Raw genomic sequence first — 21,232 nt, forward strand, 5'->3', positions numbered from 1 at the left:
CCTCACGCCGGCAGCTCACCGGCCGCATCGAGCAGCTGGGCCACGCCCGCGGCCCGGTCGGTCAGGTGCAGCCGCAGCACCGGACGGTCGCGTCCGGCGAGCGCCTGCCGGTCGCCGGCGGCCTGCGCCGCCTGCAGCTCCCCGAAGGAGTACGGCTTGCCGGGCACCGGCAGATCATCGGTGACCGCTCCGGTCACCTGAAGATAGCTGCCGACCTGCGGGCCGCCCTTGTGATACTGGCCGGTGGAGTGCAGGAACCGCGGACCCCAGCCGAAGGTGACCGGGCGGTTGGCCGCGGCGGCCAGCAGCGGCCGCAGCCGGCCCGCGTCGGCGTCGGCGAACCGGTCCAGGTACGCCATCACCGCGAGGTACCCGTCGTCGCCCAGCCCGTCGAGCAGCCAGCGCAGCACGCCGGCCAGGTCGCCCGGTGCGCCCGCCGGCGCGTACACCTCGATCGCGCCCTCGGTGAACGACGGCGTCTCCGCCGGCAGGCCCGAGGCCAGGATCTTGTTGGTGTTCTCCTTGGACTCGGTGACGTTCGGCTGGTTGAACGGGTCGATGCCGAGCACCACGCCGGCCACCGCGGTGGCGTACTCCCAGGCCAGGAACTGCGCGCCGAGCGGGCCGTTGACCGCCACGTCCGGGTCGATCCCGCCACCGGGCACCTGGCCCGGGGCCATCGCCCCGCCGTAGCTCACCGTCAGCACGTCCGAGCCCTTGGCGCCGGGGCTCTGCGGCGACTCCACCACCACCGGCAGGATGCCCACCCCGGCCTTGCCGGTCGACTCGGCGATCAGCTGCTCGGCCCAGTCGCCGAAACCGTCGATGCCGGAGCCGTCGGAGACCAGGGCGACCTTGTCCCGGGCCAGGGTGGCGGCAGCGCCGAGCGCGGCGCCCAGCGCCAGGGACGGGTTGTCCCGGTCGCCGCCGAGCGATGCGGCGAGCGCGTCGGCCTGGTCGAGCAGCTCGACCACCTCGACGCCGGCCAGCGCCGACGGGACCAGCCCGAACGCGGTCAGCGCCGAGTACCGGCCGCCGACGTTCGGGTCGGCGAGCACGGTGAACGCGCCCATCTCGGCGGCGGTCTGCTCCAGCGGTGAACCCGGGTCGGTGACGATGACGAAGTGCCGCCCGGCCTCCTCCTCGGTCATCCCGGCGTCCAGGAAGGCCTGCCAGTAGGCCCGGCGGTGGCTGTCGGTCTCCACCGTCGAGCCGGACTTGCTCGCCACCACCACGACCGTGCGCTCCAGCCGGTCGCCGAGCGCCGCCTGGACCTGGCCGGGGTCGGTGGTGTCCAGCACGGTCAACGGCCGGCCGAGGGTCCGGGTGATCACCTCGGGGGCCAGCGAGGAGCCACCCATCCCGGCGAGCACCACGTGGTCCAGGTCGGCCAGCTCCGCCTTCAGCTCGGCGAGCTGGGGGAGCAGCTCGCGGCTGCGCTGATGGGTGTCCACCCAGCCGAGGCGGATCTTCGCCTCGGCTTCGGCGTCCGGGCCCCAGAGGCTCGGGTCCTTCGCGGCCAGCTTGCCCGGTACGCCGGCAGAGACCACCGCGTCGCGGGTCGACGCCGGGGCGGACCGGTCGACCGCGTCCGCCCCGTGCACGGTCAGGCCCGCGGCCGACTCGGCCGGCGTGGAGAGCAGGTCACTCACGCGTTGCCCCCCGCCTGCGCGGCGGCCTTCGCGTTGCCCTGCGCCGCGCGACCCGGGGTGCCCGCGCCCTGCGCGGCCGACTCCAGCGACTTACGCACGCCGTCGAGCAGCTCCAGCCAGCTGGCCTCGAACTTCTCCACGCCCTCGCGCTCCAGCACACCGATCACGTCGGTCATGTCCACGCCGACGGCCTCGAGGTCGGTGAAGACCTTGCGGGCCGCGTCGTAGGCGCCGGTGATGGTGTCGGGGCGGGTCTCGCCGTGGTCGGCGAAGGCGTGGATGACCGACTCAGGCATGGTGTTGACCGTGCCGGGGGCGATCAGCTGCTCGACGTAGACGACGTCGCGGTAGTCCGGGTTCTTGGTCGAGGTGGAGGCCCAGAGCGGCCGCTGCGGGTGCGCTCCGGCGTCGGCGAGCGCCTGCCACCGGTCCGAGGAGAAGACCTTGCCGTAGCGCTCGTACGCCAGCTGGGCGTTGGCGATGGCGGCCTTGCCGCGCAGCGCCTTGGCCTCGTCCGAGCCGAGCTTCTCGAGTCGCTTGTCGACCTCGGAGTCGACCCGGGAGACGAAGAACGACGCCACCGAGCCGATCTTGCTCAGGTCGTGGCCGTTCGCCTTCGCCTGCTCCAGGCCGGCGAGGAACGCCTCCATCACCTCGGAGTAGCGGTCCAGCCCGAAGATCAGCGTGACGTTGACGCTGATCCCCTCGGCCAGGGTCGCGGTGATCGCCGGGATGCCGGCCTCGGTGGCCGGGATCTTGATGAAGAGGTTCGGCCGGTCGATCAGCCACCAGAGCGCCTTCGCCTCGGCGACGGTCTTCTCGGTCTCGTGCGCCAGCCGCGGGTCGACCTCGATGGAGACCCGGCCGTCGACCCCCGCGCTCTTGTCGAAGGAGGGGCGCATCACGTCGCAGGCCCACCGCACGTCGTACGTGGTGAGCATGCGGACCGCCTCTTCGACCTCCACCCCCCGGAGGGCGAGCTCGCGCAGCTGCCAGTTGTACTCGTCGGCCTCGCCCAGGGCCTTCGCGAAGATTGTCGGGTTCGTGGTCACCCCGGCCATGTGGTTCTCCCGGCGCAGCTTGTCCAGCCCGCCGGAGCTCAGTCGTGCCCGGGAAAGATCGTCGAGCCAGATCGCCACCCCAGCGGCGCTGAGCTCAGCCAGCCTGTCCGTCATGCCGTCCACGCTCCCCTCAGTTGCCGGTCGTGAAACCGGTGATGTCGCCCACCCGGGTCAGCGCCGCGTGCGCGGCGGCCACGATCCGGTCGGGGGTGAACCCGAACTGCTCGAAGAGCACCGAATGCGGTGCACTCGCCCCGTAGTGCTCCAGACTGACGCTCTCGCCGCAGTCGCCGACGATGGCGCGCCACGACATGGCGATGCCCGCCTCGACGCTCACCCGTGCCTTTACCCCGCGTGGCAGCACCGACTCCCGGTACGCCTCGTCCTGCTCGAAGAACCACTCCTGGCAGGGCATGGAGACGACCCGGGTGGGAGTGCCGTCGGCCTCCAGCCGATCCCGGGCGGTCAGGCAGAGCTGCACCTCGGAGCCGGTGCCGACGATGATCACCTGCGGCTTGCCGGTGGACGCCTCGGCCAGTACGTAACCGCCCTTGGCGACGCCCTCGACGCTGCCCAGGGTGCTGCGGTCGAGGGTCGGCAGCGCCTGCCGGCTGAGCGCCAGCGCGGTCGGCCGGTCGGTGTGCTCCAGCGCCTTCCGCCACGCCCAGGCGGTCTCGTTGGCGTCGGCCGGGCGGACCACGTCCAGGCCGGGAATGGCCCGCAGCGCGGTCAGGTGCTCCACCGGCTGGTGGGTCGGGCCGTCCTCACCGAGGCCGATCGAGTCGTGCGTCCAGACGTACGTCACCGGCAGCTTCATCAGCGCGGCGAGCCGCACCGAGGGGCGCATGTAGTCGCTGAACACCAGGAAGGTGCCGCCGTACGGGCGGGTGCCGCCGTGCAGGGCGATGCCGTTGAGGATCGCGCCCATCGCGTGCTCGCGGATGCCGAAGTGCAGCGTGCGGCCGTACTCGTGGCCGGGGAAGTCCTTGGTGGCGTGGGTGGCCGGGATGAACGACGGCTCGCCCTTCATCGTGGTGTTGTTGCTCTCCGCCAGGTCGGCCGAGCCGCCCCAGAGCTCGGGGAGCACCGGCGCCAGCGCCTCCAGCACCTTGCCGGAGGCGGCCCGGGTGGCGATGCCCTTGGCGTCCGCCGGGAACTCCGGCAGCGCCTCGGTCCAGCCGTCGGGGAGGACCCGCCCGGCCATCCGCTCGTAGAGCGCGGTGCGCTCCGGGTTGGCCTTCGTCCAGCCTTCGAACGCCTGGGTCCACTCCTGCGCCGCCTGCTCGCCACGCTTGAGCACCTGGCGGGCGTGCCCCAGCACCTCCTCGTCGACCTCGAAGCTCTGCGCCGGGTCGAAGCCGAGGATCTGCTTGGTGGCGGCCACCTCGTCGGCGCCGAGCGCCGAACCGTGGATCTTGCCGGTGTTCTGCTTGTTCGGCGCGGGCCAGCCGATGATGGTGCGCAGCGCGATGAAGGAGGGACGGCCGGTCTCGGCCTTGGCCGCCTGCAGCGCCCGGTAGAGCGCCTCCACGTCCTCGTGGTAGTCGCCCTGGTCGGCGTCGCCGCTGCGCCAGTCCACGGTCTGCACGTGCCAGCCGTACGCCTCGTAGCGGGCCGCCACGTCCTCGCTCTTGGCGATCCGGGTGTCGTCCTCGATCGAGATCTCGTTGTCGTCGTAGATCAGCGTGAGGTTGCCCAGCTGCTGGTGGCCGGCGAGCGCGGAGGCCTCGTGGCTGATGCCCTCCTCGATGTCGCCGTCGGAGGCGATGCACCAGATGTTGTGGTCGAAGACCGAGCTGCCCGGCTCGGTCTCCGGGTCGAACAGGCCGCGCTCGCGGCGGGCGGCCATCGCCATCCCGACCGCGTTGCCGAGGCCCTGGCCGAGCGGCCCGGTGGTGGTCTCGACGCCCGGGGTGTGCCCGTGCTCCGGGTGACCCGGCGTGAGCGAGCCCCACTGCCGCAGCGACTTCAGGTCCTCCAGGCTCAGCGGGTAGCCGGAGAGGAACAGCTGGATGTAGAGGGTCAGGCTGGAGTGCCCGGCGGAGAGCACGAACCGGTCCCGGCCCGGCCAGTTCGGGTCGGCCGGGTTGTGCCGCATCACCCGGTTGAAGAGCAGGTACGCCGCGGGCGCCAGGCTCATCGCGGTGCCCGGGTGGCCGTTGCCGGATTTCTCCACGGCGTCCATGGCGAGCACGCGGGCGGTGTCGACGGCCCGACGGTCGAGATCGGACCAGTTGAGTGCGGACTCGGGTTGATTGGCAGCCACGATCGGTGTGCTCCTCGGGAGATGGGCGGAACCCTCACTGATGACCCTATCGAGCGGTGCTAAACGTCCGCCCGGGGATCACTGCATGCTCTTCTGTACTCCGGTGGCGGGATGCACGGAAGTGCCCCCGGTGTGACGGCCCGCACCGTTGCCGGGTCGGCCGGGCAGCCAAAACGACAGCGCGTAGTGTGTGGGGCGGTGTGGGGCCCGACCTGGGTCCGGCCGATCCCGATCTCCCGTGCCGAAGCCGGAAGGTGGCAATCCGTGAGCATGATCACCGAGCGCCCCGTCAGCGACCCCGCCGGGCAGCCGCCCGTGCGGGCGGCGGAGGGTTCGGTCACGCCGCGGCGGGACGTGCGGGCGATCGTCGGGGCGTACGTGGCGCTGACCAAGCCTCGGATCGTCGAGCTGCTGCTGGTCACCACCGTGCCGGCGATGATGCTCGCCGCCGGTGGGCTGCCGTCGCTCTGGCTGGTCGCCGTGGTGCTGATCGGCGGCTCGCTCGCGGCGGGCGCGGCCAGCGTGCTCAACTGCTACATCGACCGGGACATCGACCAGTTGATGCGGCGCACCAAGCGGCGCCCGCTGCCCGCGCACACCGTGTCACCGCGCAACGCCCTGATCTTCGGGCTGGTGCTGGCGGTGGTCTCGGTCGCCCTGATGGCGGTCTTCACCAACCTGCTGGCCGCCGGGCTCACCCTGGCCGCGATCGCGTACTACGACCTGGTCTACACGCTCTGGCTCAAGCGGACGACGCCGGCGAACACCTTCTGGGGCGGCGCCTGCGGGGCCGCGCCGGTGCTGATCGGCTGGGCCGCGGTCACCGGCTCGCTCGCGCCGGCCGCGTGGGGGCTCTTCGCGGTGGTCTTCTTCTGGCAGATGCCGCACTTCTACCCGCTGGCGATGAAGTACAAGGACGACTACGCCCGGGCGGGGATCCCGATGCTGCCGGTGGTCGCGTCGGTCCGCCGGGTCAACACCGAGATCCTGGTCTTCGCCTGGCTGACCGTGCTGACCTCCCTGGCGGTCTGGCCGCTCGGCATGAGCGCCATCTACGGCGTGCCGACGCTGGTGGTGGGGGCCATCTTCCTGGTCGAGGCGCACCGGCTCTGTGGCCGGGCGGCGCGCGGCGAGGCGGTCAAGCCGATGCGCCTCTTCCACTGGTCGACCACGTACCTGACCATTCTCTTCGCCGCGGTCGCGCTCGACGCGCTGCTTTGAGGTCACCCTCGCCCGGCGCGATGGGCGACCCGGGGATCGGGCTACCTGATGACAAATCATCATCATGGATGAGTTGTCCGAGTTTGACGTCACATCCAAGCAACTATCGGCATGAGTCGGATGGGCTCAACCTGTGCCGGCTCGCGCGTATTCGTCGATGAGTTTTACCGCTGTAAGTCCGGATAAAAACGGGCGAACTACCTTTGGTCTTCCTTAAACCATCAGGTAATTGGCATCACAAAACCTTCATGGTTGTCGCCCGCCTGGGTGGAAGTCTGCTTAGGCTTCGCGTCATGGCAGATGGTTCCGATACGACGCTGACGGCTGAGCACACCGAACCGGCCCCCACCGGGCTGGTCGCGGGAATCAAGTCGTTCGCCGCCGGTCACGGCGGTGCGAAGGCGGTCATCGAGTACGTCGGCAAGCGCGGCGCTCGCATCGTCCTCGTGGGTGAGGACGGGGCGTGGGGCGACCAGTTCGCGGACGACACCGTTGTCGCGCGGGACGCCTGCGCCAAGGCGGGAGTCACCGTGGAGAACGCCTGGGAGCGGGAACTCATGGACCAGATGCGGCCGAGCAACGACCTCTGGCGGTCGATGGCCCGTCGCGCGATGGCCCGTTGATAAATTGACCAACCACCACCAGTCGACCCGGGGGGAACCCCGGGTCGCTCTCATCACCTGTACCGAGCTGGCCGACCTCGACCCGGACGACCGGTTGCTGCTGGCCCCGCTGGCCGCCCGGGGGATCGTCGCCGAGGCGGCGGTCTGGGACGACCCCGCCGTCGACTGGTCCGGCTACCACCTCGCGGTGCTCCGATCACCCTGGGACTACGCGCTGCGCCGCGACGAGTTCGTCGCCTGGGCGGCCACCGTGCCGGCGCTGGTCAACCCGGCCGACGTGGTCCGCTGGAACACCGACAAGCGCTACCTGGCCGAGTTGTCCGCCGCCGGGATCCCGACGGTGCCCACCGGGTGGGTGGCGCCGGGCGAGTCCTGGCAGCCCCCCGCCGAGACCGGCGAGTACGTGATCAAGCCTGCGGTGAGCGCGGGCAGTCAGGACACCGGCCGCTACGACCTGGCCGACCCGGCACACCGGGAGTTGGCGGCGGCGCACGTCCGGCGGCTGTCGGAGGCCGGTCGGGTCACCATGGTCCAGCCCTACCTGAGCGCGGTGGACACCGCGGGCGAGACGGCGCTGCTCTTCCTGGCCGGCCCGGACGGGCTGGCGTTCAGCCACGCCATCCGCAAGGGCCCGATGCTCACCGGGCCCGACCTGGGTGTCGACGGGCTCTACAAGCCCGAGGAGATCACCTCCCGGGCGGCCAGGCCGGACGAGCTGGGCGTCGCGGAGAAGACCCTGGCGGCGGTGCCGGGCGGCGCGGAGCGGCTGCTCTACGCCCGGGTGGACCTCATCCCGGGTCCGGACGGGTCGCCGGTCCTGGTGGAGCTGGAGCTCACCGAGCCGTCGCTCTTCCTGGCCCACGCCGAGGGCGCTCCCGACCGGCTCGCCGAGGCGATCGTCACCCATTTGGCCCGCCGGGCCTGAACCTCCCTCTGGAGGCGCAGGTAGCTATGGCGCTCGGCGTCGCCTCGTTTACTTCCGCCTTTGCTCTGCTTCAACGACGGAAACACCCACCATCCGGTATTCGGACGGTGGGTGTTTCCCCGGGTGCAGCAGAGCAAAGCGTGCGAACGGTGGCCGCCATTCGTCGCCCGCGTGCCATGGGCCGGCCGCCGTGACGGCCGGGAGGGGTCAGGCGGCGGCGGTGACCGGCTCGGGGGCCGGGGTGGGCGTGGTGCTCGGCGCGACCGGCCGGCGCTCGCGGGTCGACCACTGGACGTGCAGGGTGGCCAGCAGCACCAGGCAGGAGCCGAGCATGTGCGCGCCGACCAGCACCGCCGGCAGGTGGGTGAAGTACTGCACGAAGCCGATCAGGCCCTGACCCAGCTCCACGGCGAGCAGCACCAGCGCGGCCCGGTACGCCCGGTCGGCGCCCACCGCGCGGAACGCGAAGACCAGCGCCACCGAGAGCCCGATCAGCAGGAAGACGCCGTCGGCGTGCACCTGGGAGATCGTCTCCGGGTCCAGCCCGTTGCGCGCCGCACCCTGGTCGCCGGCGTGCGGACCGCTGCCGGTGACCCAGGTGCCGACCACCAGCACGGTCGCCCCGACCAGCGTGGTGATCCGCGCGAGGGTGCGCAGCGGGCCGGGGACGGTGGGCGTCGTCGGCCCGTCCGGGTCGACGATCCGCCGCCACAGGGCGTACGCGGCGGCGATCACCGCCATCGAGGCGAGGAAGTGCAGGCCGACCACCCACGGGTTGAGGTTGGTCAGCACGGTGATCCCGCCGACCACCGCCTGGGCCGGGATGCCGAGGAAGACCGCGACCGCCAGCGGTAGCAGCCCGCGCCGGCGGGGTCGGTGCGCCAGCACGGCGAGCACGGTGGCGAACGCGATGATGCCCACCGCGAAGGTGAGCATCCGGTTGCCGAACTCGATCGCCCCGTGCGCGCCCATCTCGGTGGTGGCCACGTACGACGCGTCGGTGCACCGGGGCCAGGTGGGGCAGCCGAGACCGGACGCGGTCAACCGGACCGCCCCGCCGGTGACCACGATGCCGACGTTCGCGATGATCGAGGCCAGCGCGAGCCGGCGCAGCAGGGTGGTGGAGACCGGGAACCGGACGGATCGCTTCACGGAGCGAATCCTACGCACCGTAGTTGATCCACGATCGGGTGACTCCGCCCGCTCGGTGTCGGGGATCACCGGGACCCGGGTTTGCGGCCCCTGGGTGAATTACGTAACGTTGGCGTTGTGAAAAAGGCGGCGGGGGTCTCGGGGCACCGGTCGGCGACCGCTCCGGTCGCCGGTCAGCCCGCGCCCGCAGGCGTGGCCGCCGACCTCTCCACCCGTGGCCGGGTCACCCAGCTGCTGCTGGAGCAGGGGGCGACGACCGCCGCTCAGCTCGGGTCGGCGCTCGGGCTCAGCCCGGCCGCGATCCGCCGGCACCTCGACGCGATGCTCGCTGACGGTGACGTGGTCGCCCGGGAGCAGACGGTGCACGGTCACCGGGGCCGGGGTCGCCCGGCCAAGGTCTTCGTGCTGACCGACGCGGGTCGTGGCCGCTGCGGCACCCACCACTACGACAACATGGCCACCGCCGCGCTGCGCTGGATCGCCCGCAGCGGCGGTTCGGAGGCGGTGGAGGTGTTCGCCGCCGAGCAGGTCTCCGCCCTCGAGGCGCGCTGTCGGGCCGCCATGGAGGACGCCGGCGACGACCCGCTCGCACGGGCGGAGGCGCTCGCCGGGGCGTTGACCGCCGAAGGTTACGCTGCCAACGCGTCCACGATCGCCTCCGGCGGTCAGCTCTGCCAGCACCACTGCCCGGTGGCGCACGTGGCCGCCGAGTTTCCCCAGTTGTGCGAGGCTGAGACCGCGGTGATCTCCCGTCTGGTCGGCACCCACGTGCAGCGCCTGGCCACCATCGCGCACGGCGACGGGGTGTGCACCACGCACATCCCGACCCAGTCCGGGCGTGCCCAGTCCGGAAAGACCGTCTCCACTGTGAGGACAGATAAATGACCGAGCAGATCGTCCAGCCCCTGACCCAGGAGGAGCAGCTCGCCGCTCTGGGCCGCTACGAGTACGGCTGGGCCGACCCGGACGTCGCCGGGGCCGCCGCCCAGCGTGGCCTCAACGAGGCGGTGGTGCGGGACATCTCGGCGAAGAAGAACGAGCCGGCCTGGATGCTCGACCTGCGCCTGAAGGGCCTGCGACTGTTCGACCGCAAGCCGATGCCGGCCTGGGGCGCCGACCTCACCGGGATCGACTTCGACAACATCAAGTACTTCGTCCGGTCCACGGAGAAGCAGGCCGCCAGCTGGGAGGACCTGCCCGAGGACATCAAGAACACCTACGACCGGCTGGGCATCCCCGAGGCGGAGAAGCAGCGGCTGGTCGCCGGTGTCGCGGCGCAGTACGAGTCCGAGGTCGTCTACCACAAGATCCGTGAGGACCTTGAGGAGCAGGGCGTCATCTTCCTGGACACCGACACCGCGCTGCGCGAGCACGAGGACATCTTCAAGGAGTACTTCGGCACGGTGATCCCGGTCGGCGACAACAAGTTCGCCGCGCTGAACACCTCCGTGTGGTCCGGTGGCTCGTTCATCTACGTGCCGAAGGGCGTGCACGTGGAGATCCCGCTGCAGGCCTACTTCCGGATCAACACGGAGAACATGGGCCAGTTCGAGCGGACCCTGATCATCGTCGACGAGGGCGCCTACGTGCACTACGTCGAGGGCTGCACCGCCCCGCTCTACTCCTCCGACTCGCTGCACAGCGCGGTCGTCGAGATCATCGTCAAGAAGAACGCCCGGTGCCGCTACACGACCATCCAGAACTGGTCGAACAACGTCTACAACCTGGTGACCAAGCGCGCCGTCTGCCAGGAGGGCGCGACCATGGAGTGGGTCGACGGCAACATCGGCTCCAAGGTCACCATGAAGTACCCGGCGGTCTACATGCTCGGTGAGCACGCCAAGGGCGAGGTGCTCTCGGTGGCCATGGCCGGCGAGGGGCAGCACCAGGACGCCGGCGCCAAGATGGTGCACGCCGCGCCGCACACCAGCAGCACGATCATCTCCAAGTCGATCGCCCGGGGCGGCGGCCGCACCTCCTACCGCGGCCTGGTCCAGGTGATGGAGGGCTCGCACCACAGCCGGAGCACCGTCAAGTGCGACGCGCTGCTGGTCGACACCATCTCCCGCTCGGACACCTACCCGTACGTCGACATCCGCGAGGACGACGTGGCGATGGGGCACGAGGCGACCGTCTCCAAGGTCAGCGAGGACCAGCTCTTCTACCTGATGAGCCGGGGCATGAGCGAGGACGAGGCGATGGCGATGATCGTTCGCGGCTTCATCGAGCCGATCGCCAAGGAGCTCCCGATGGAGTACGCGCTGGAGCTCAACCGCCTGATCGAGCTTCAGATGGAGGGCGCGGTCGGCTGACCGCCGCGCGGCCCAGACCCGTCACGCCGCGTCGCGACCAGCGCGACCGACCCTCCGATCAATCGCAGAACAGACCAAGGAAGAGATGACTACCCAGGCTTCCGCGCCGCCCAGCACCAAGTCGCAGGCGCTCCGCTCGTACGACGTCGCCGACTTCCCGGCCCTCACCGGCATGGAGGAGGATTGGCGCTTCACCCCGCTCAAGCGGCTGCGCGGGCTGGTCGGCGGGGCTCAGACCGCGACCGGCACCGTCCGGCACGAGCACGGCGACCTGCCCGAGGGCGTCACCGTCGGCCGGATCGCCAAGGACGACCCGCGGGTGGGCAGCGTGCTCACCCCGGTCGACCGGGTCAGCGCCCTGGCGTACGGCGGGGCCGCGGAGGTGCTGCTGGTACAGGTCGCCCGCGACGCGGTGGTCCCGGCGCCGGTGAACCTGCGCGCGGTCGGCGGCGGCGTCGACGGGCTGGCCTTCGGGCACACCTTCGTCGAGGTGGGCCGGTTCGCCGAGGTGACCCTGGTGCTGGAGCACGTCGGCTCCGCGACCCTGGCCGACAACGTCGAGGTCGCGGTCGCCGACGGGGCGAAGCTGACCCTGGTCACCGTCGCCGACTGGGCCGACGACGCGGTGCAGGCGCAGCACCTGAAGGTCAAGCTGGGCCGGGACGCCAAGGTGGTGCACATCCAGGTCTCGCTCGGCGGTGACCTGGTCCGGCAGTACACCTCGGTGGAGTACACCGACCGCGGTGGCGAGGCCGAGCTGTACGGCGTCTACTTCGCCGACTCCGGCCAGCACCTGGAGCACCGGCAGCTGGTCGACCACTCGGTGCCGGACTGCCGCAGCTACGTCGGCTACCGCGGCGCCCTGCAGGGCGAGAGCGCGCACACCGTCTGGGTGGGTGACGTGCTGATCCGGGCCGAGGCGACCGGCACCGACACGTACGAGATCAACCGGAACCTGCTGCTCACCGACGGCGCCCGGGCCGACTCCGTGCCCAACCTGGAGATCGAGACCGGCGAGATCGCCGGCGCCGGGCACGCCAGCGCCACCGGTCGCTTCGACGACGAGCAGCTGTTCTACCTGATGGCCCGGGGCATCCCGGAGAGCGAGGCCCGCCGGCTGGTGGTTCGCGGCTTCTTCGCCGAGCTGATCAACAAGATCCCGGTCGAGGAGCTGCGCGAGCGGCTCGGTGCGGCGATCGAGGATCGGCTCGCCAAGGCGGGCGCCTGATGATCCGGATCTGCTCCACCGAGGACGTCCCGAAGGGCACCGCGATCAGCGCGGACATCGACGGGACGCAGGTCGCCCTGGTGCACGGCGAGGACGGCAACTTCTACGCCGTGTACGACGAGTGCTCGCACGCCGCGGTCGCCCTCTCCGAGGGCGAGGTCGACGGCTGCACGCTGGAGTGCTGGCTGCACGGCTCGCGCTTCGACCTGCGTACCGGCGAGCCGACCGGGCTGCCCGCCACCGAACCCGTACCCGTCTATCCCGTCGAAGTCCGCGACGGCGACATCTACGTCAGCCTGACGCCGAGCAATGGAGTGACCCGTTAAATGAGCACCCTGGAGATCCGCGACCTGAAGGTGTCGGTCAAGCTGCCCGAGGGTGAGCTCAAGCCGATCCTGGCCGGTGTCGACCTGACCGTGCGCTCCGGTGAGACGCACGCCATCATGGGTCCGAACGGCTCCGGCAAGTCGACCCTGGCCTACTCGATCGCCGGCCACCCCAAGTACGAGATCACCGGCGGCTCGGTGACCCTCGACGGCGAGGACGTGCTGGCCATGTCCGTGGACGAGCGGGCGCGCGCCGGCCTCTTCCTGGCCATGCAGTACCCGGTCGAGGTGCCCGGCGTGTCGGTGGCCAACTTCCTGCGTACCGCCAAGACCGCCATCGACGGTGAGGCGCCGAAGCTGCGCACCTGGGGCGGCGAGCTGCGCGGCGCCATGGAGCGGCTGCAGATGGACCCGGCGTTCGCCCAGCGCAACGTCAACGAGGGCTTCTCCGGCGGCGAGAAGAAGCGGCACGAGATCGTGCAGCTGGAGCTGCTCAAGCCGAAGATGGCGATCCTCGACGAGACCGACTCCGGCCTCGACGTCGACGCGCTGCGCGTGGTCAGCGAGGGGGTCAACCGGGTCCGCGACACCGGCGACACCGGCCTGCTGCTGATCACCCACTACACCCGGATCCTGCGCTACATCAAGCCGGACTTCGTGCACGTGTTCGTGGCTGGCCGGATCGTCGAGCAGGGCGGCTCGGAGCTGGCCGACAAGCTCGAGGACGAGGGCTACGAGCGTTACGTCGCCGGGGCCGGTTCGGCGCGGGCCTGACAGACAGGACCAGTTGAGATGACCACCATCGCGATCCCGCCCGGGATGCCGCAGTACGACGACGTGCCGCGATACGACGTGGCGAAGGTGCGCGCCGACTTCCCGATCCTGGACCGGGAGATCAACGGGCACCGGCTGGTCTATCTCGACAGCGCCAACACCTCGCACAAGCCGCGGCAGGTGCTCGACGTGCTCGCCGAGCACTACGCCCGGCACAACGCCAACGTGTCCCGCTCGGTGCACACCCTGGGCACCGAGGCGACCGAGGCGTACGAGGGCGCGCGGGCCAAGGTCGCCGCGTTCATCAACGCGCCGAGCCCGGACGAGGTGGTGTTCACCAAGAACTCCACCGAGGCGATCAACATCGTGGCGTACGCGTTCTCCAACGCCTCGCTGCGCTCGGACGCCGACCCGCGGTTCCGTCTCGGCCCGGGGGACGAGGTGGTGATCTCCGAGATGGAGCACCACTCGAACATCGTCCCGTGGCAGCTGCTCTGCGAGCGCACCGGCGCCACGCTGCGCTGGTTCCCGGTCACCGACCAGGGCCGGCTGGACGAGTCCGGCCTGGACGACCTGGTCACCGAGCGGACGAAGATCGTTTCGCTGGTGCACATGTCGAACATCCTCGGCACGGTCAACGCCACCGCGCGGATCACCCAGCGGGTCCGTGAGGTGGGGGCGCTGCTGCTGCTGGACTGCTCGCAGTCGGTGCCGCACCTGCCGATGGACGTGGTCGACTACGACGCGGACTTCATCGTCTTCACCGGGCACAAGATGTGCGCCCCGACCGGCATCGGCGTGCTCTGGGGCCGCTCCGAGCTGCTGGCGGCCATGCCGCCGGTGTTCGGCGGTGGCTCGATGATCGAGACGGTGACGATGGCGGGCTCGACGTTCGCCGCGCCGCCGGCCCGGTTCGAGGCGGGCACCCCGCCGATCGCCGAGGCGGTGGCCCTCGGGGCCGCGGTCGACTACCTCTCGGGCATCGGCATGCGGGCCATCCAGTGGCACGAGAAGGAGTTGACGGCGTACGCGCTGGAGGCTCTCGGCACCGTGCCCGGCCTGCGGATCTTCGGTCCGACGGTGCCGGTGGGCCGGGGTGGGACCATCTCGTTCGCGCTCGGCGACGTGCACCCGCACGACGTGGGTCAGGTGCTCGACTCACTCGGCGTGCAGGTGCGGGTGGGCCACCACTGCGCCCGCCCGGTCTGCACCCGCTTCGGGGTGCCGGCCACCACCCGGGCGTCGTTCTACCTCTACACCACCACCGAGGAGATCGACGCTCTGGTGGGCGGTCTGGAGCAGGTACGGAAGGTGTTCAACTGATGCAGCTCGACCAGCTCTACCAGGAGATCATCCTGGACCACTACAAGCATCCGCACGGGCGGGGGCTGCGCGACGCCGACGACCCGGGCGCCCGCACCGCCGAGGCGCACCACGTCAACCCGACCTGCGGGGACGAGGTGACCGTGCGGATCGCCACCGACGGTGCGGTGCTCACCGACATCTCGTACGACGGGATGGGCTGCTCGATCAGCCAGGCGTCGGCGAGCGTGCTGCACGAGCTGCTGCGCGGTCGGGGCGCCGGGGAAGCATTCGAGGTGCACGGGGCGTTCGTCGAGTTGATGTCCGGGCGTGGGCAGGTCACGCCGGACGAGGACGTGCTCGGTGACGGGGTGGCGTTCGCGGGCGTGGCCCGCTACCCCGCCCGGGTCAAGTGCGCGCTGTTGCCGTGGATGGCGTTCAAGGACGCCGCGGCACGCGCCGGGGTGGGCGCGAGCCCGGAGGTGAAGGCATGAGCAGCGAGGAAACCGCCACCGCGGCGACGCCGGCGACCGGCGACGCCACTGCGGCGCCGCAGACCGACGCCGTGACGAGCGACGCGACGCCGGGTGCCGGTGACGCCGCCACGCCGGCGACCGGCGTCAGCAAGGCCATGATCGCCGACATCGAGGAGGCGATGAAGGACGTCGTCGACCCGGAGCTCGGCATCAACGTGGTCGACCTGGGCCTGGTCTACGGCGTGCACGTCGACGACGAGAACGTCGCCACCCTGGACATGACGCTCACCTCGGCGGCCTGCCCGCTGACCGACGTGATCGAGGACCAGGCGCGGCAGGCGCTGACCACCGGCCCGGGCGGCGGCCTGGTCAACGACATCCGGATCAACTGGGTCTGGCTGCCGCCGTGGGGTCCCGACAAGATCACCGACGAGGGCCGGGACCAGCTCCGCTCCCTCGGCTTCAACGTCTGACCGACGTTCGACAATCGAGCGCGGCGCCCCGCCCGGGGCGTCGCGCTCGATTCGTTTCCGCTCCCGCCACCCCGTGCGCCCGATCCTCGGACGCGCCTGCCCACGTCGCCCACGCGCACGTGCGTCTGATCGCGGGAAATCTGGTGGCGGGCGCGGAGGCTACGGCTCAGGATGACGGGATGATCGAGGCGTACCCGAAGCAGGTCCCTGTCCGCGCGGCCACCGCCGTGCGTCGACAGCGCCCCGCCCGGGCCGCCGTCTCGGTCCGCCGTCCACCGTCGTGAGCGGCGCGTTCCTCGCCGGCCTGGTGGCCGGCTACGGCGTCGCCATCCCGGTCGGCGCGATCGCGATCCTCATCCTCGGGCTCAGCGCCCGTACGTCGTTCCGGGTCGGTGCGGCCGCGGCGCTCGCGGTGGCGACGGCCGACGGGCTCTATGCGGCGGTCGCCGCGCTCGGCGGCGCCGGTCTCGCCGGGGTCATCGCGCCGGTCGCCGGCCCGTTGCGGGTGGTGGCCGCGCTGGTGCTGCTCGGCCTGGCCGCTCACGGCCTGTGGCGGGCCTGGTCCGCCCGCCATCCGGAACGGGAGCCCGCCGCGCCGAAGGGGCGGGGCCTGAGCACACCCGGCCGGGCCTACGCGGCGGTGCTCGGGCTGACCCTGTTGAACCCGATGACGGTGCTCTACTTCGCCGCGCTGGTGCTCGGGCGCCGGGAATCCGCCGAGCCGGACGCGGTCAGCGCGTCGCTCTTCGTGGCGGGGGCGTTCCTGGCGTCGGCGAGCTGGCAACTGCTCGTCGCCGGCGGCGGCACGGTCGTCGGCCGGGCGCTGGCCGGACCGCGTGGCCGGTTGATCACCGGCCTGGTCTCCAGCGCGCTCATCGCCGCCCTGGCGGTGGCCACGCTGCTGCCGGGCTGAACGGCCCACCCGGCCTGCCCGGTCCGCCCGGCCCGGTTCACCGCCGGGATCGAGGCGCCCGCCCGCTTCGCCGCCGACCCGCCGGGCCGCCGTCGAGGCCGCTCCGCCCGGCGAGCCGTCGGGGCCGGCCGTGCCGTACGGTCGGGCGATGACCAGTCGACCCGCTGCCGGGGGCGGCCGGTGGGTCGAGGTCGACCCGGCCCGCGTCGCCCGTTGGGTCGACGGCTTCGCCGACCGGCACGGCCCGCCCACCACCACCGTCCAGGGGTACGGCCTGGTGCTCGCCGCCCCCGACGGCGCGACCGCCGAGTTGCACGCCCCGCCCGGCGCCCCGGCGAGCACCGACGTGCCCGGGTTCGTGGCTGCCGCCGTCGCGCCGCGCCGGCTCGGCCTGCTGCTGGCCCGCAAGGGCGCCGTGGCGGTCGGCGTGGCCGAGGGCACCGACCTGGTCGTCTCCAAGGTGGACACCCGCTACGTGCAGGGGCGTACCGCCGCGGGGGGCTGGTCGCAGCAGCGGTTCGCCCGGCGGCGCGACAACCAGGCCAAGGCGGCCCTGGGTGACGCGGCGGAACTGGCCGTACGGCTGCTGTTGCCGCAGGCGGCGACGCTGACGGCGGTGGTCTGCGGCGGTGATCGGCGGGCGGTGGACACCGTACTGGCCGACCGCCGGCTGGCCCCGCTCGTGCCGCTGCGCGCCGAGCGGCTGCTCGATGTGCCGGAGCCCCGGCACGCGGTGCTGGTCGCCGCGGTCAGCGCGGCCCGCGCGGTACAGATCCGGCTCCGCGACCCGGCACCCGAGCCCGCTGGCTGACCTCGACGGCGGGCGGCCGCGCCAGCAGGCCCGGGGGGAGTCGACCGCGGTGTCCATTCGGAGGATCTGGTGCAGAATGTGGGGGGTTGTCGGTGTCCGGTGAGTGGAGGCTGAGCGGTGGAGTTCCTGGTCGACATGGTCACCACGGTGCCGGCCGGCACGTCGGAGGAGGAGGTCGCCGACATGCGCAGGCGCGAGGCGGCGCGCTCGGCCGAGCTGACGTCGCAGGGCAATCTGTTGCGCCTGTGGCGGCCGCCGCTGGCACCGGGCGAGTGGCGTACCTGGGGACTCTTCCGTGCCGACGACGCCGACCAACTGGAGATCGTCCTCGCGTCGATGCCGCTGCGCGCCTGGCGGCGCGAGACCGTCACGCCGTTGTCGCCACACCCGAACGACCCGGGTCAGCCGGCCAGGTGACCCCGCCACGCCGCTCAAGAGCCTGGAGATCGTCATGTCCGACGCCGAGTCCCAGATCCTGCGTACGGTCCTCGACCGGTGGAGGTCGGCGGTCGACGCGCACGAGCCCGATCGGGTCGCCTCGTACTTCACCGACGACGCGATCTTCCAGGGCCTGCACCCGTACGCTGTCGGCCCCGCCGGCGTAGCCGAGTACTACGCCGGCCAGCCGATCGGCCTGACCGCCACGTACGACATCCGGGAGACCCGGCGCCTCGCTGACGACCTCGTCCTCGGCTATCTGCGGGTCGACTTCGCCTTCACCGACCGGCCGGTGCTGCCCGTCTACCTCAGCGTGATCGTGCGCCGGGTCGGTGACGCCTGGCTCATCAGTCACTACCAGGTCTCACGGCTCGACTGAACGGCCGCCCGGCCCGGGTCACCGGGGTGCCCGGGGCCAGGCGGCGGGACCCCGGTGGCCGGGATCCCGCCGCGCTCGGGCACGGTGTCAGCGGGTGCCACCGAAGGTGTCGCAGGACTTCGGGTCGCCGCTCTGGTAGCCCCGGGTGAACCACTCCTTGCGCTGCGCCGACGAGCCGTGGGTGAACTCCTCCGGGTTCACCGGCCGGTTCGCGCGCTCGGAGATGGCATCGTCGCCGATCTTCTCGGCGGTGTCGATCGCCTGCTGGATGTCCTGCTCGGTGATGCTGGTGAAGATCTTCTGCCCGCTCTCGTCGGCGGTACCGGTGGCGTTCTTGGCCCAGGCGCCCGCGTAGCAGTCGGCCTGGAGCTCCAGCTTCACCGACAGCGCGTTGGCGTTGTCCGGGTCGCGCTGCTGCTGGCGGCGCATCTGCGCCTCGGTGCCGAGCAGGTCCTGCACGTGGTGGCCGTACTCGTGGGCCAGCACGTACGGCTGGGCGAACTCGCCCTCCGCGCCGAGCTGGTCGGCGAGCACGCGGTAGAAGGTGAGGTCGATGTAGACGAGGTCGTCGGCGGGGCAGTAGAACGGGCCGACGCCGGAGTCGGCCTGGCCGCACCCGGTGCTGACGCCCTGGCTGAAGAAGACGGTCTTCGAGGGCTGGTACTGCTCGCCGAACTTCTCCGGCAGCGCGGTCCGCCAGTACGCCTGGATCGAGTTCACGTAGAGGGTGTTGCGGCAGTCGAGCTGCTGAAGAGCGTCGTCGGTCGCGCACTTCTGCTGCAGGGAGGTGTTGTCGCCCGCCGAGTCCCCGCCGCCGTTGGTGGCGGCGTTGATGCCGAAGCCGCCGCCGACCAGGGCGACCAGCACGGCGATGATGATGCCGACGATGCCACCCCGGCCGCCGCCGATCGGGATGGGTATCCCGCCCAGTCCGCCGCCGCCGGACCCACGTCGGTCGTCCACCTGGCTGGTGTCGATCCTCGCGTTCTCGTTCAGCTCCATGTTGTCCCCGATCACCGATTAGTCCGTGTTGGGTGGTTGCGGTACCGGACCGGGTCCGGACGGCAGTTCCGGTACCCGATGATCTTGAGTGGTAATCCGACGGGTGCTCCGAGCGCTGCCGGTACACTTGTCTCGTGCCGCGCTGCGAAGGCTGAACCGCCCCGCGCCGACGGGCCCACCGCCCGCCGGCGTTTTCGCGTGCCCTGAGTCAGCCTTCCAGACCCCGAGAGCGAGTCCCACGACATGATCACTGCCACCGGCCTGGAGTTGCGCGCCGGCGCCCGCATCCTGCTCTCCGACACCACGCTGCGGGTGCAGCCCGGTGACCGGATCGGCCTGGTCGGGCGCAACGGCGCCGGCAAGACCACCACGCTGAAAGTGCTCGCCGGCGAGGGACAGCCGTACGCCGGGCAGATCGACCAGCGCAGCGCGATCGGCTACCTGCCGCAGGACCCGCGCACCGGCGACCTGGAGGTGACCGGCCGGGACCGGGTGCTCTCCGCCCGCGGCCTGGACGTGCTGATGGCCCAGATGAAGGAGCTCGAGGCCAAGCTCGCCGAGGACACCGACGAGAAGCTGGTCCGCCGCTACGGCGCGCTGGAGGACCAGTTCGCCTCCCTGGGCGGGTACGCGGCCGAGGCGGAGGCGGCCCGGATCTGCGCGAACCTCGGCCTGCCCGACCGGGCGCTCGCGCAGACCATCGGCACCCTCTCCGGCGGTCAGCGCCGACGCATCGAGCTGGCCCGGATCCTGTTCCGCGACGCCGGTGAGAACGGCGGCGGCATCCTGCTGCTCGACGAGCCGACCAACCACCTCGACGCCGACTCGATCACCTGGCTGCGTGGCTTCCTCGCCAACCACAAGGGCGGCCTGATCGTGATCTCCCACGACGGCGCGCTGCTGGAGTCGGTGGTCAACAAGGTCTGGTTCCTCGACGCCACCCGCTCCGTGGTCGACGTCTACAACCTGGGCTGGAAGGCCTACCTGGAGGCGCGGGAGACCGACGAGCGTCGCCGCCGCCGGGAGCGGGCCAACGCGGAGAAGAAGGCCGGAGCGCTGATGGCGCAGGCCGACAAGATGCGGGCGAAGGCCACCAAGACCGTCGCCGCGCAGAACATGGCCCGCCGGGCCGAGAAGCTGATCTCCGGTCTGGAGGAGGTGCGGGTCGCCGACAAGGTGGCCAAGGTGCGCTTCCCCAACCCCGCGCCGTGCGGAAAGACCCCGCTCACCGCGACCGGGCTGTCCAAGTCGTACGGGTCGTTGGAGATCTTCACCGACGTCAACGTGGCGGTGGACCGGGGCTCCCGGGTGGCCATCCTCGGCCTCAACGGCGCCGGCAAGACCACCCTGCTGCGGATGCTCGGCGGGCTGCTTGAGCCCGACACCGGCGAGGTGCACGCCGGGCACGGCCTGCGGCTGGGCTACTACGCCCAGGAGCACGAGACGCTGGACGTGGACCGGACGATTCTGGAGCACATGCGCAGCGCCGCCGTCGAACAGTCCGACACCGACCTTCGCAAGATCCTCGGTGCGTTCCTGTTCTCCGGCGACGACGTGGACAAGCCCGCCGGGGTGCTCTCCGGCGGCGAGAAGACCCGGCTGGCGCTGGCCACCCTGGTCTGCTCCGGCGCCAACGTGCTGCTGCTCGACGAGCCGACCAACAACCTCGACCCGGTCAGCCGGGAGCAGGTGCTCGACGCGATCGCCCGCTACCCCGGCGCGATCGTGCTGGTCACCCACGATCCGGGCGCGGTGCTGGCGCTCAAGCCCGACCGGGCGATCCTGCTCCCCGACGGCGACGAGGACGCGTGGAGCGACGACCTGCTCGAACTGGTCGAGCTGGCCTGACCCGACCGCCGCCGCGCAGAACGGCTCCGGTCGGCCGGGTCGGCCCGGTC

21 protein-coding genes are annotated in these 21,232 nt (G+C 71.5%); 16 read left to right on the forward strand and 5 right to left on the reverse strand.

Annotation, left to right across the window (positions count from 1 at the left end):
• Positions 1 to 2: 2 nt before the first annotated feature.
• Genes ACIP9D_RS19115 through tkt form a run of 3 tightly spaced genes read right to left on the reverse strand, consistent with a single transcriptional unit; the run spans position 3 to position 4,979 of the window.
• Positions 3 to 1,652: a glucose-6-phosphate isomerase gene (locus ACIP9D_RS19115; protein WP_350872687.1), complete on the reverse strand. Its 1,650-nt coding sequence runs from the start codon at positions 1,650 to 1,652 to the stop codon at positions 3 to 5.
• Positions 1,649 to 2,827 carry a transaldolase gene (gene tal, locus ACIP9D_RS19120; RefSeq protein ID WP_350872689.1) on the reverse strand — a complete coding sequence of 393 codons (1,179 nt, stop codon included), beginning with the start codon at positions 2,825 to 2,827 and terminating at the stop codon, positions 1,649 to 1,651. Before tal ends, ACIP9D_RS19115 begins: the two co-directional genes overlap by 4 nt.
• 16 nt (positions 2,828 to 2,843) lie before the next feature.
• Positions 2,844 to 4,979: a transketolase gene (gene tkt / locus ACIP9D_RS19125; RefSeq protein WP_350872690.1), complete on the reverse strand. Its 2,136-nt coding sequence runs from the start codon at positions 4,977 to 4,979 to the stop codon at positions 2,844 to 2,846.
• A gap of 264 nt (positions 4,980 to 5,243) precedes the next feature.
• On the opposite strand from tkt, the gene ACIP9D_RS19130 reads away from it, so the two are divergent.
• From ACIP9D_RS19130 to ACIP9D_RS19140, 3 genes are all read left to right on the forward strand, one after another.
• The gene (locus ACIP9D_RS19130; RefSeq protein WP_350872691.1) at positions 5,244 to 6,200 is read left to right on the forward strand and encodes a heme o synthase; all 957 of its coding nucleotides are present in this window, start codon (positions 5,244 to 5,246) and stop codon (positions 6,198 to 6,200) included.
• Between the two features lie 293 nt (positions 6,201 to 6,493).
• Complete coding sequence (locus ACIP9D_RS19135) at positions 6,494 to 6,823, forward strand: hypothetical protein (protein WP_350872693.1); 330 nt, start codon at positions 6,494 to 6,496, stop codon at positions 6,821 to 6,823.
• Between the two features lie 4 nt (positions 6,824 to 6,827).
• Complete coding sequence (locus ACIP9D_RS19140) at positions 6,828 to 7,748, forward strand: hypothetical protein (RefSeq protein WP_350872695.1); 921 nt, start codon at positions 6,828 to 6,830, stop codon at positions 7,746 to 7,748.
• Positions 7,749 to 7,955: 207 nt separating this feature from the next.
• On the opposite strand, the gene ACIP9D_RS19145 is transcribed toward ACIP9D_RS19140, so the two are convergent.
• Positions 7,956 to 8,918: a COX15/CtaA family protein gene (locus tag ACIP9D_RS19145; RefSeq protein WP_350872697.1), complete on the reverse strand. Its 963-nt coding sequence runs from the start codon at positions 8,916 to 8,918 to the stop codon at positions 7,956 to 7,958.
• A 99-nt stretch (positions 8,919 to 9,017) separates the two neighbouring features.
• On the opposite strand from ACIP9D_RS19145, the gene ACIP9D_RS19150 reads away from it, so the two are divergent.
• From ACIP9D_RS19150 to ACIP9D_RS19205, 12 genes are all read left to right on the forward strand, one after another.
• On the forward strand, positions 9,018 to 9,785 hold the full coding sequence (locus tag ACIP9D_RS19150) for a transcriptional regulator (RefSeq protein ID WP_350872699.1): 768 nt from the start codon (positions 9,018 to 9,020) through the stop codon (positions 9,783 to 9,785).
• Positions 9,782 to 11,212 carry a Fe-S cluster assembly protein SufB gene (gene sufB / locus ACIP9D_RS19155; RefSeq protein ID WP_350872701.1) on the forward strand — a complete coding sequence of 477 codons (1,431 nt, stop codon included), beginning with the start codon at positions 9,782 to 9,784 and terminating at the stop codon, positions 11,210 to 11,212. Before ACIP9D_RS19150 ends, sufB begins: the two co-directional genes overlap by 4 nt.
• Positions 11,213 to 11,297: 85 nt before the next feature.
• Positions 11,298 to 12,440 (forward strand): Fe-S cluster assembly protein SufD, encoded by a 1,143-nt coding sequence (sufD, locus tag ACIP9D_RS19160; RefSeq protein WP_350872702.1) that lies wholly within the window; start codon positions 11,298 to 11,300, stop codon positions 12,438 to 12,440.
• On the forward strand, positions 12,440 to 12,766 hold the full coding sequence (locus ACIP9D_RS19165; RefSeq protein ID WP_350872704.1) for a non-heme iron oxygenase ferredoxin subunit: 327 nt from the start codon (positions 12,440 to 12,442) through the stop codon (positions 12,764 to 12,766). The genes sufD and ACIP9D_RS19165 overlap by 1 nt, the downstream gene beginning before the upstream one ends.
• On the forward strand, positions 12,767 to 13,540 hold the full coding sequence (gene sufC, locus ACIP9D_RS19170) for a Fe-S cluster assembly ATPase SufC (protein WP_350872706.1): 774 nt from the start codon (positions 12,767 to 12,769) through the stop codon (positions 13,538 to 13,540). It abuts the gene before it with no gap.
• Between the two features lie 18 nt (positions 13,541 to 13,558).
• The gene (locus ACIP9D_RS19175) at positions 13,559 to 14,863 is read left to right on the forward strand and encodes a cysteine desulfurase (protein ID WP_350872708.1); all 1,305 of its coding nucleotides are present in this window, start codon (positions 13,559 to 13,561) and stop codon (positions 14,861 to 14,863) included.
• Positions 14,863 to 15,336 carry a Fe-S cluster assembly sulfur transfer protein SufU gene (gene sufU, locus ACIP9D_RS19180; protein WP_350872710.1) on the forward strand — a complete coding sequence of 158 codons (474 nt, stop codon included), beginning with the start codon at positions 14,863 to 14,865 and terminating at the stop codon, positions 15,334 to 15,336. The genes ACIP9D_RS19175 and sufU overlap by 1 nt, the downstream gene beginning before the upstream one ends.
• The gene (locus tag ACIP9D_RS19185) at positions 15,333 to 15,791 is read left to right on the forward strand and encodes a metal-sulfur cluster assembly factor (RefSeq protein WP_350872712.1); all 459 of its coding nucleotides are present in this window, start codon (positions 15,333 to 15,335) and stop codon (positions 15,789 to 15,791) included. Before sufU ends, ACIP9D_RS19185 begins: the two co-directional genes overlap by 4 nt.
• A 280-nt stretch (positions 15,792 to 16,071) precedes the next feature.
• On the forward strand, positions 16,072 to 16,704 hold the full coding sequence (locus tag ACIP9D_RS19190; RefSeq protein ID WP_350872714.1) for a LysE family transporter: 633 nt from the start codon (positions 16,072 to 16,074) through the stop codon (positions 16,702 to 16,704).
• Positions 16,705 to 16,852: 148 nt separating this feature from the next.
• Positions 16,853 to 17,515: an acVLRF1 family peptidyl-tRNA hydrolase gene (locus tag ACIP9D_RS19195; RefSeq protein ID WP_350872715.1), complete on the forward strand. Its 663-nt coding sequence runs from the start codon at positions 16,853 to 16,855 to the stop codon at positions 17,513 to 17,515.
• A gap of 117 nt (positions 17,516 to 17,632) precedes the next feature.
• On the forward strand, positions 17,633 to 17,932 hold the full coding sequence (locus ACIP9D_RS19200; RefSeq protein ID WP_350872717.1) for a muconolactone Delta-isomerase family protein: 300 nt from the start codon (positions 17,633 to 17,635) through the stop codon (positions 17,930 to 17,932).
• 34 nt (positions 17,933 to 17,966) lie between these two features.
• The gene (locus ACIP9D_RS19205) at positions 17,967 to 18,332 is read left to right on the forward strand and encodes a DUF4440 domain-containing protein (protein ID WP_350872719.1); all 366 of its coding nucleotides are present in this window, start codon (positions 17,967 to 17,969) and stop codon (positions 18,330 to 18,332) included.
• An 87-nt stretch (positions 18,333 to 18,419) separates the two neighbouring features.
• Here ACIP9D_RS19205 and ACIP9D_RS19210 read toward each other — a convergent pair whose 3' ends face one another.
• On the reverse strand, positions 18,420 to 19,334 hold the full coding sequence (locus ACIP9D_RS19210) for a neutral zinc metallopeptidase (RefSeq protein WP_350872955.1): 915 nt from the start codon (positions 19,332 to 19,334) through the stop codon (positions 18,420 to 18,422).
• A gap of 243 nt (positions 19,335 to 19,577) precedes the next feature.
• Between ACIP9D_RS19210 and ACIP9D_RS19215 the strand changes: the two genes are divergently transcribed.
• Positions 19,578 to 21,182, forward strand: coding sequence for an ABC-F family ATP-binding cassette domain-containing protein (locus ACIP9D_RS19215; protein WP_350872721.1), 1,605 nt, complete (start codon positions 19,578 to 19,580; stop codon positions 21,180 to 21,182).
• The last annotated feature ends 50 nt before the right edge of the window (positions 21,183 to 21,232 follow it).

The organism is Micromonospora sp. NPDC093243 (assembly GCF_044753725.1).
Lineage (GTDB): Bacteria > Actinomycetota > Actinomycetes > Mycobacteriales > Micromonosporaceae > Micromonospora.

What these genes read in the sequence shown, in the direction of transcription:
- tal (WP_350872689.1), bottom strand. Translation starts at nt 2,827, where the DNA reads ATGACGGACAGGCTGGCTGAGCTCAGCGCCGCTGGGGTGGCGATCTGG.
- ACIP9D_RS19135 (WP_350872693.1), top strand. Translation starts at nt 6,494, where the DNA reads ATGGCAGATGGTTCCGATACGACGCTGACGGCTGAGCACACCGAACCG.
- sufB (WP_350872701.1), top strand. Translation starts at nt 9,782, where the DNA reads ATGACCGAGCAGATCGTCCAGCCCCTGACCCAGGAGGAGCAGCTCGCC.
- sufD (WP_350872702.1), top strand. Translation starts at nt 11,298, where the DNA reads ATGACTACCCAGGCTTCCGCGCCGCCCAGCACCAAGTCGCAGGCGCTC.
- ACIP9D_RS19165 (WP_350872704.1), top strand. Translation starts at nt 12,440, where the DNA reads ATGATCCGGATCTGCTCCACCGAGGACGTCCCGAAGGGCACCGCGATC.
- sufC (WP_350872706.1), top strand. Translation starts at nt 12,767, where the DNA reads ATGAGCACCCTGGAGATCCGCGACCTGAAGGTGTCGGTCAAGCTGCCC.
- ACIP9D_RS19175 (WP_350872708.1), top strand. Translation starts at nt 13,559, where the DNA reads ATGACCACCATCGCGATCCCGCCCGGGATGCCGCAGTACGACGACGTG.
- sufU (WP_350872710.1), top strand. Translation starts at nt 14,863, where the DNA reads ATGCAGCTCGACCAGCTCTACCAGGAGATCATCCTGGACCACTACAAG.
- ACIP9D_RS19185 (WP_350872712.1), top strand. Translation starts at nt 15,333, where the DNA reads ATGAGCAGCGAGGAAACCGCCACCGCGGCGACGCCGGCGACCGGCGAC.
- ACIP9D_RS19195 (WP_350872715.1), top strand. Translation starts at nt 16,853, where the DNA reads ATGACCAGTCGACCCGCTGCCGGGGGCGGCCGGTGGGTCGAGGTCGAC.
- ACIP9D_RS19205 (WP_350872719.1), top strand. Translation starts at nt 17,967, where the DNA reads ATGTCCGACGCCGAGTCCCAGATCCTGCGTACGGTCCTCGACCGGTGG.
- ACIP9D_RS19210 (WP_350872955.1), bottom strand. Translation starts at nt 19,334, where the DNA reads ATGGAGCTGAACGAGAACGCGAGGATCGACACCAGCCAGGTGGACGAC.
- ACIP9D_RS19215 (WP_350872721.1), top strand. Translation starts at nt 19,578, where the DNA reads ATGATCACTGCCACCGGCCTGGAGTTGCGCGCCGGCGCCCGCATCCTG.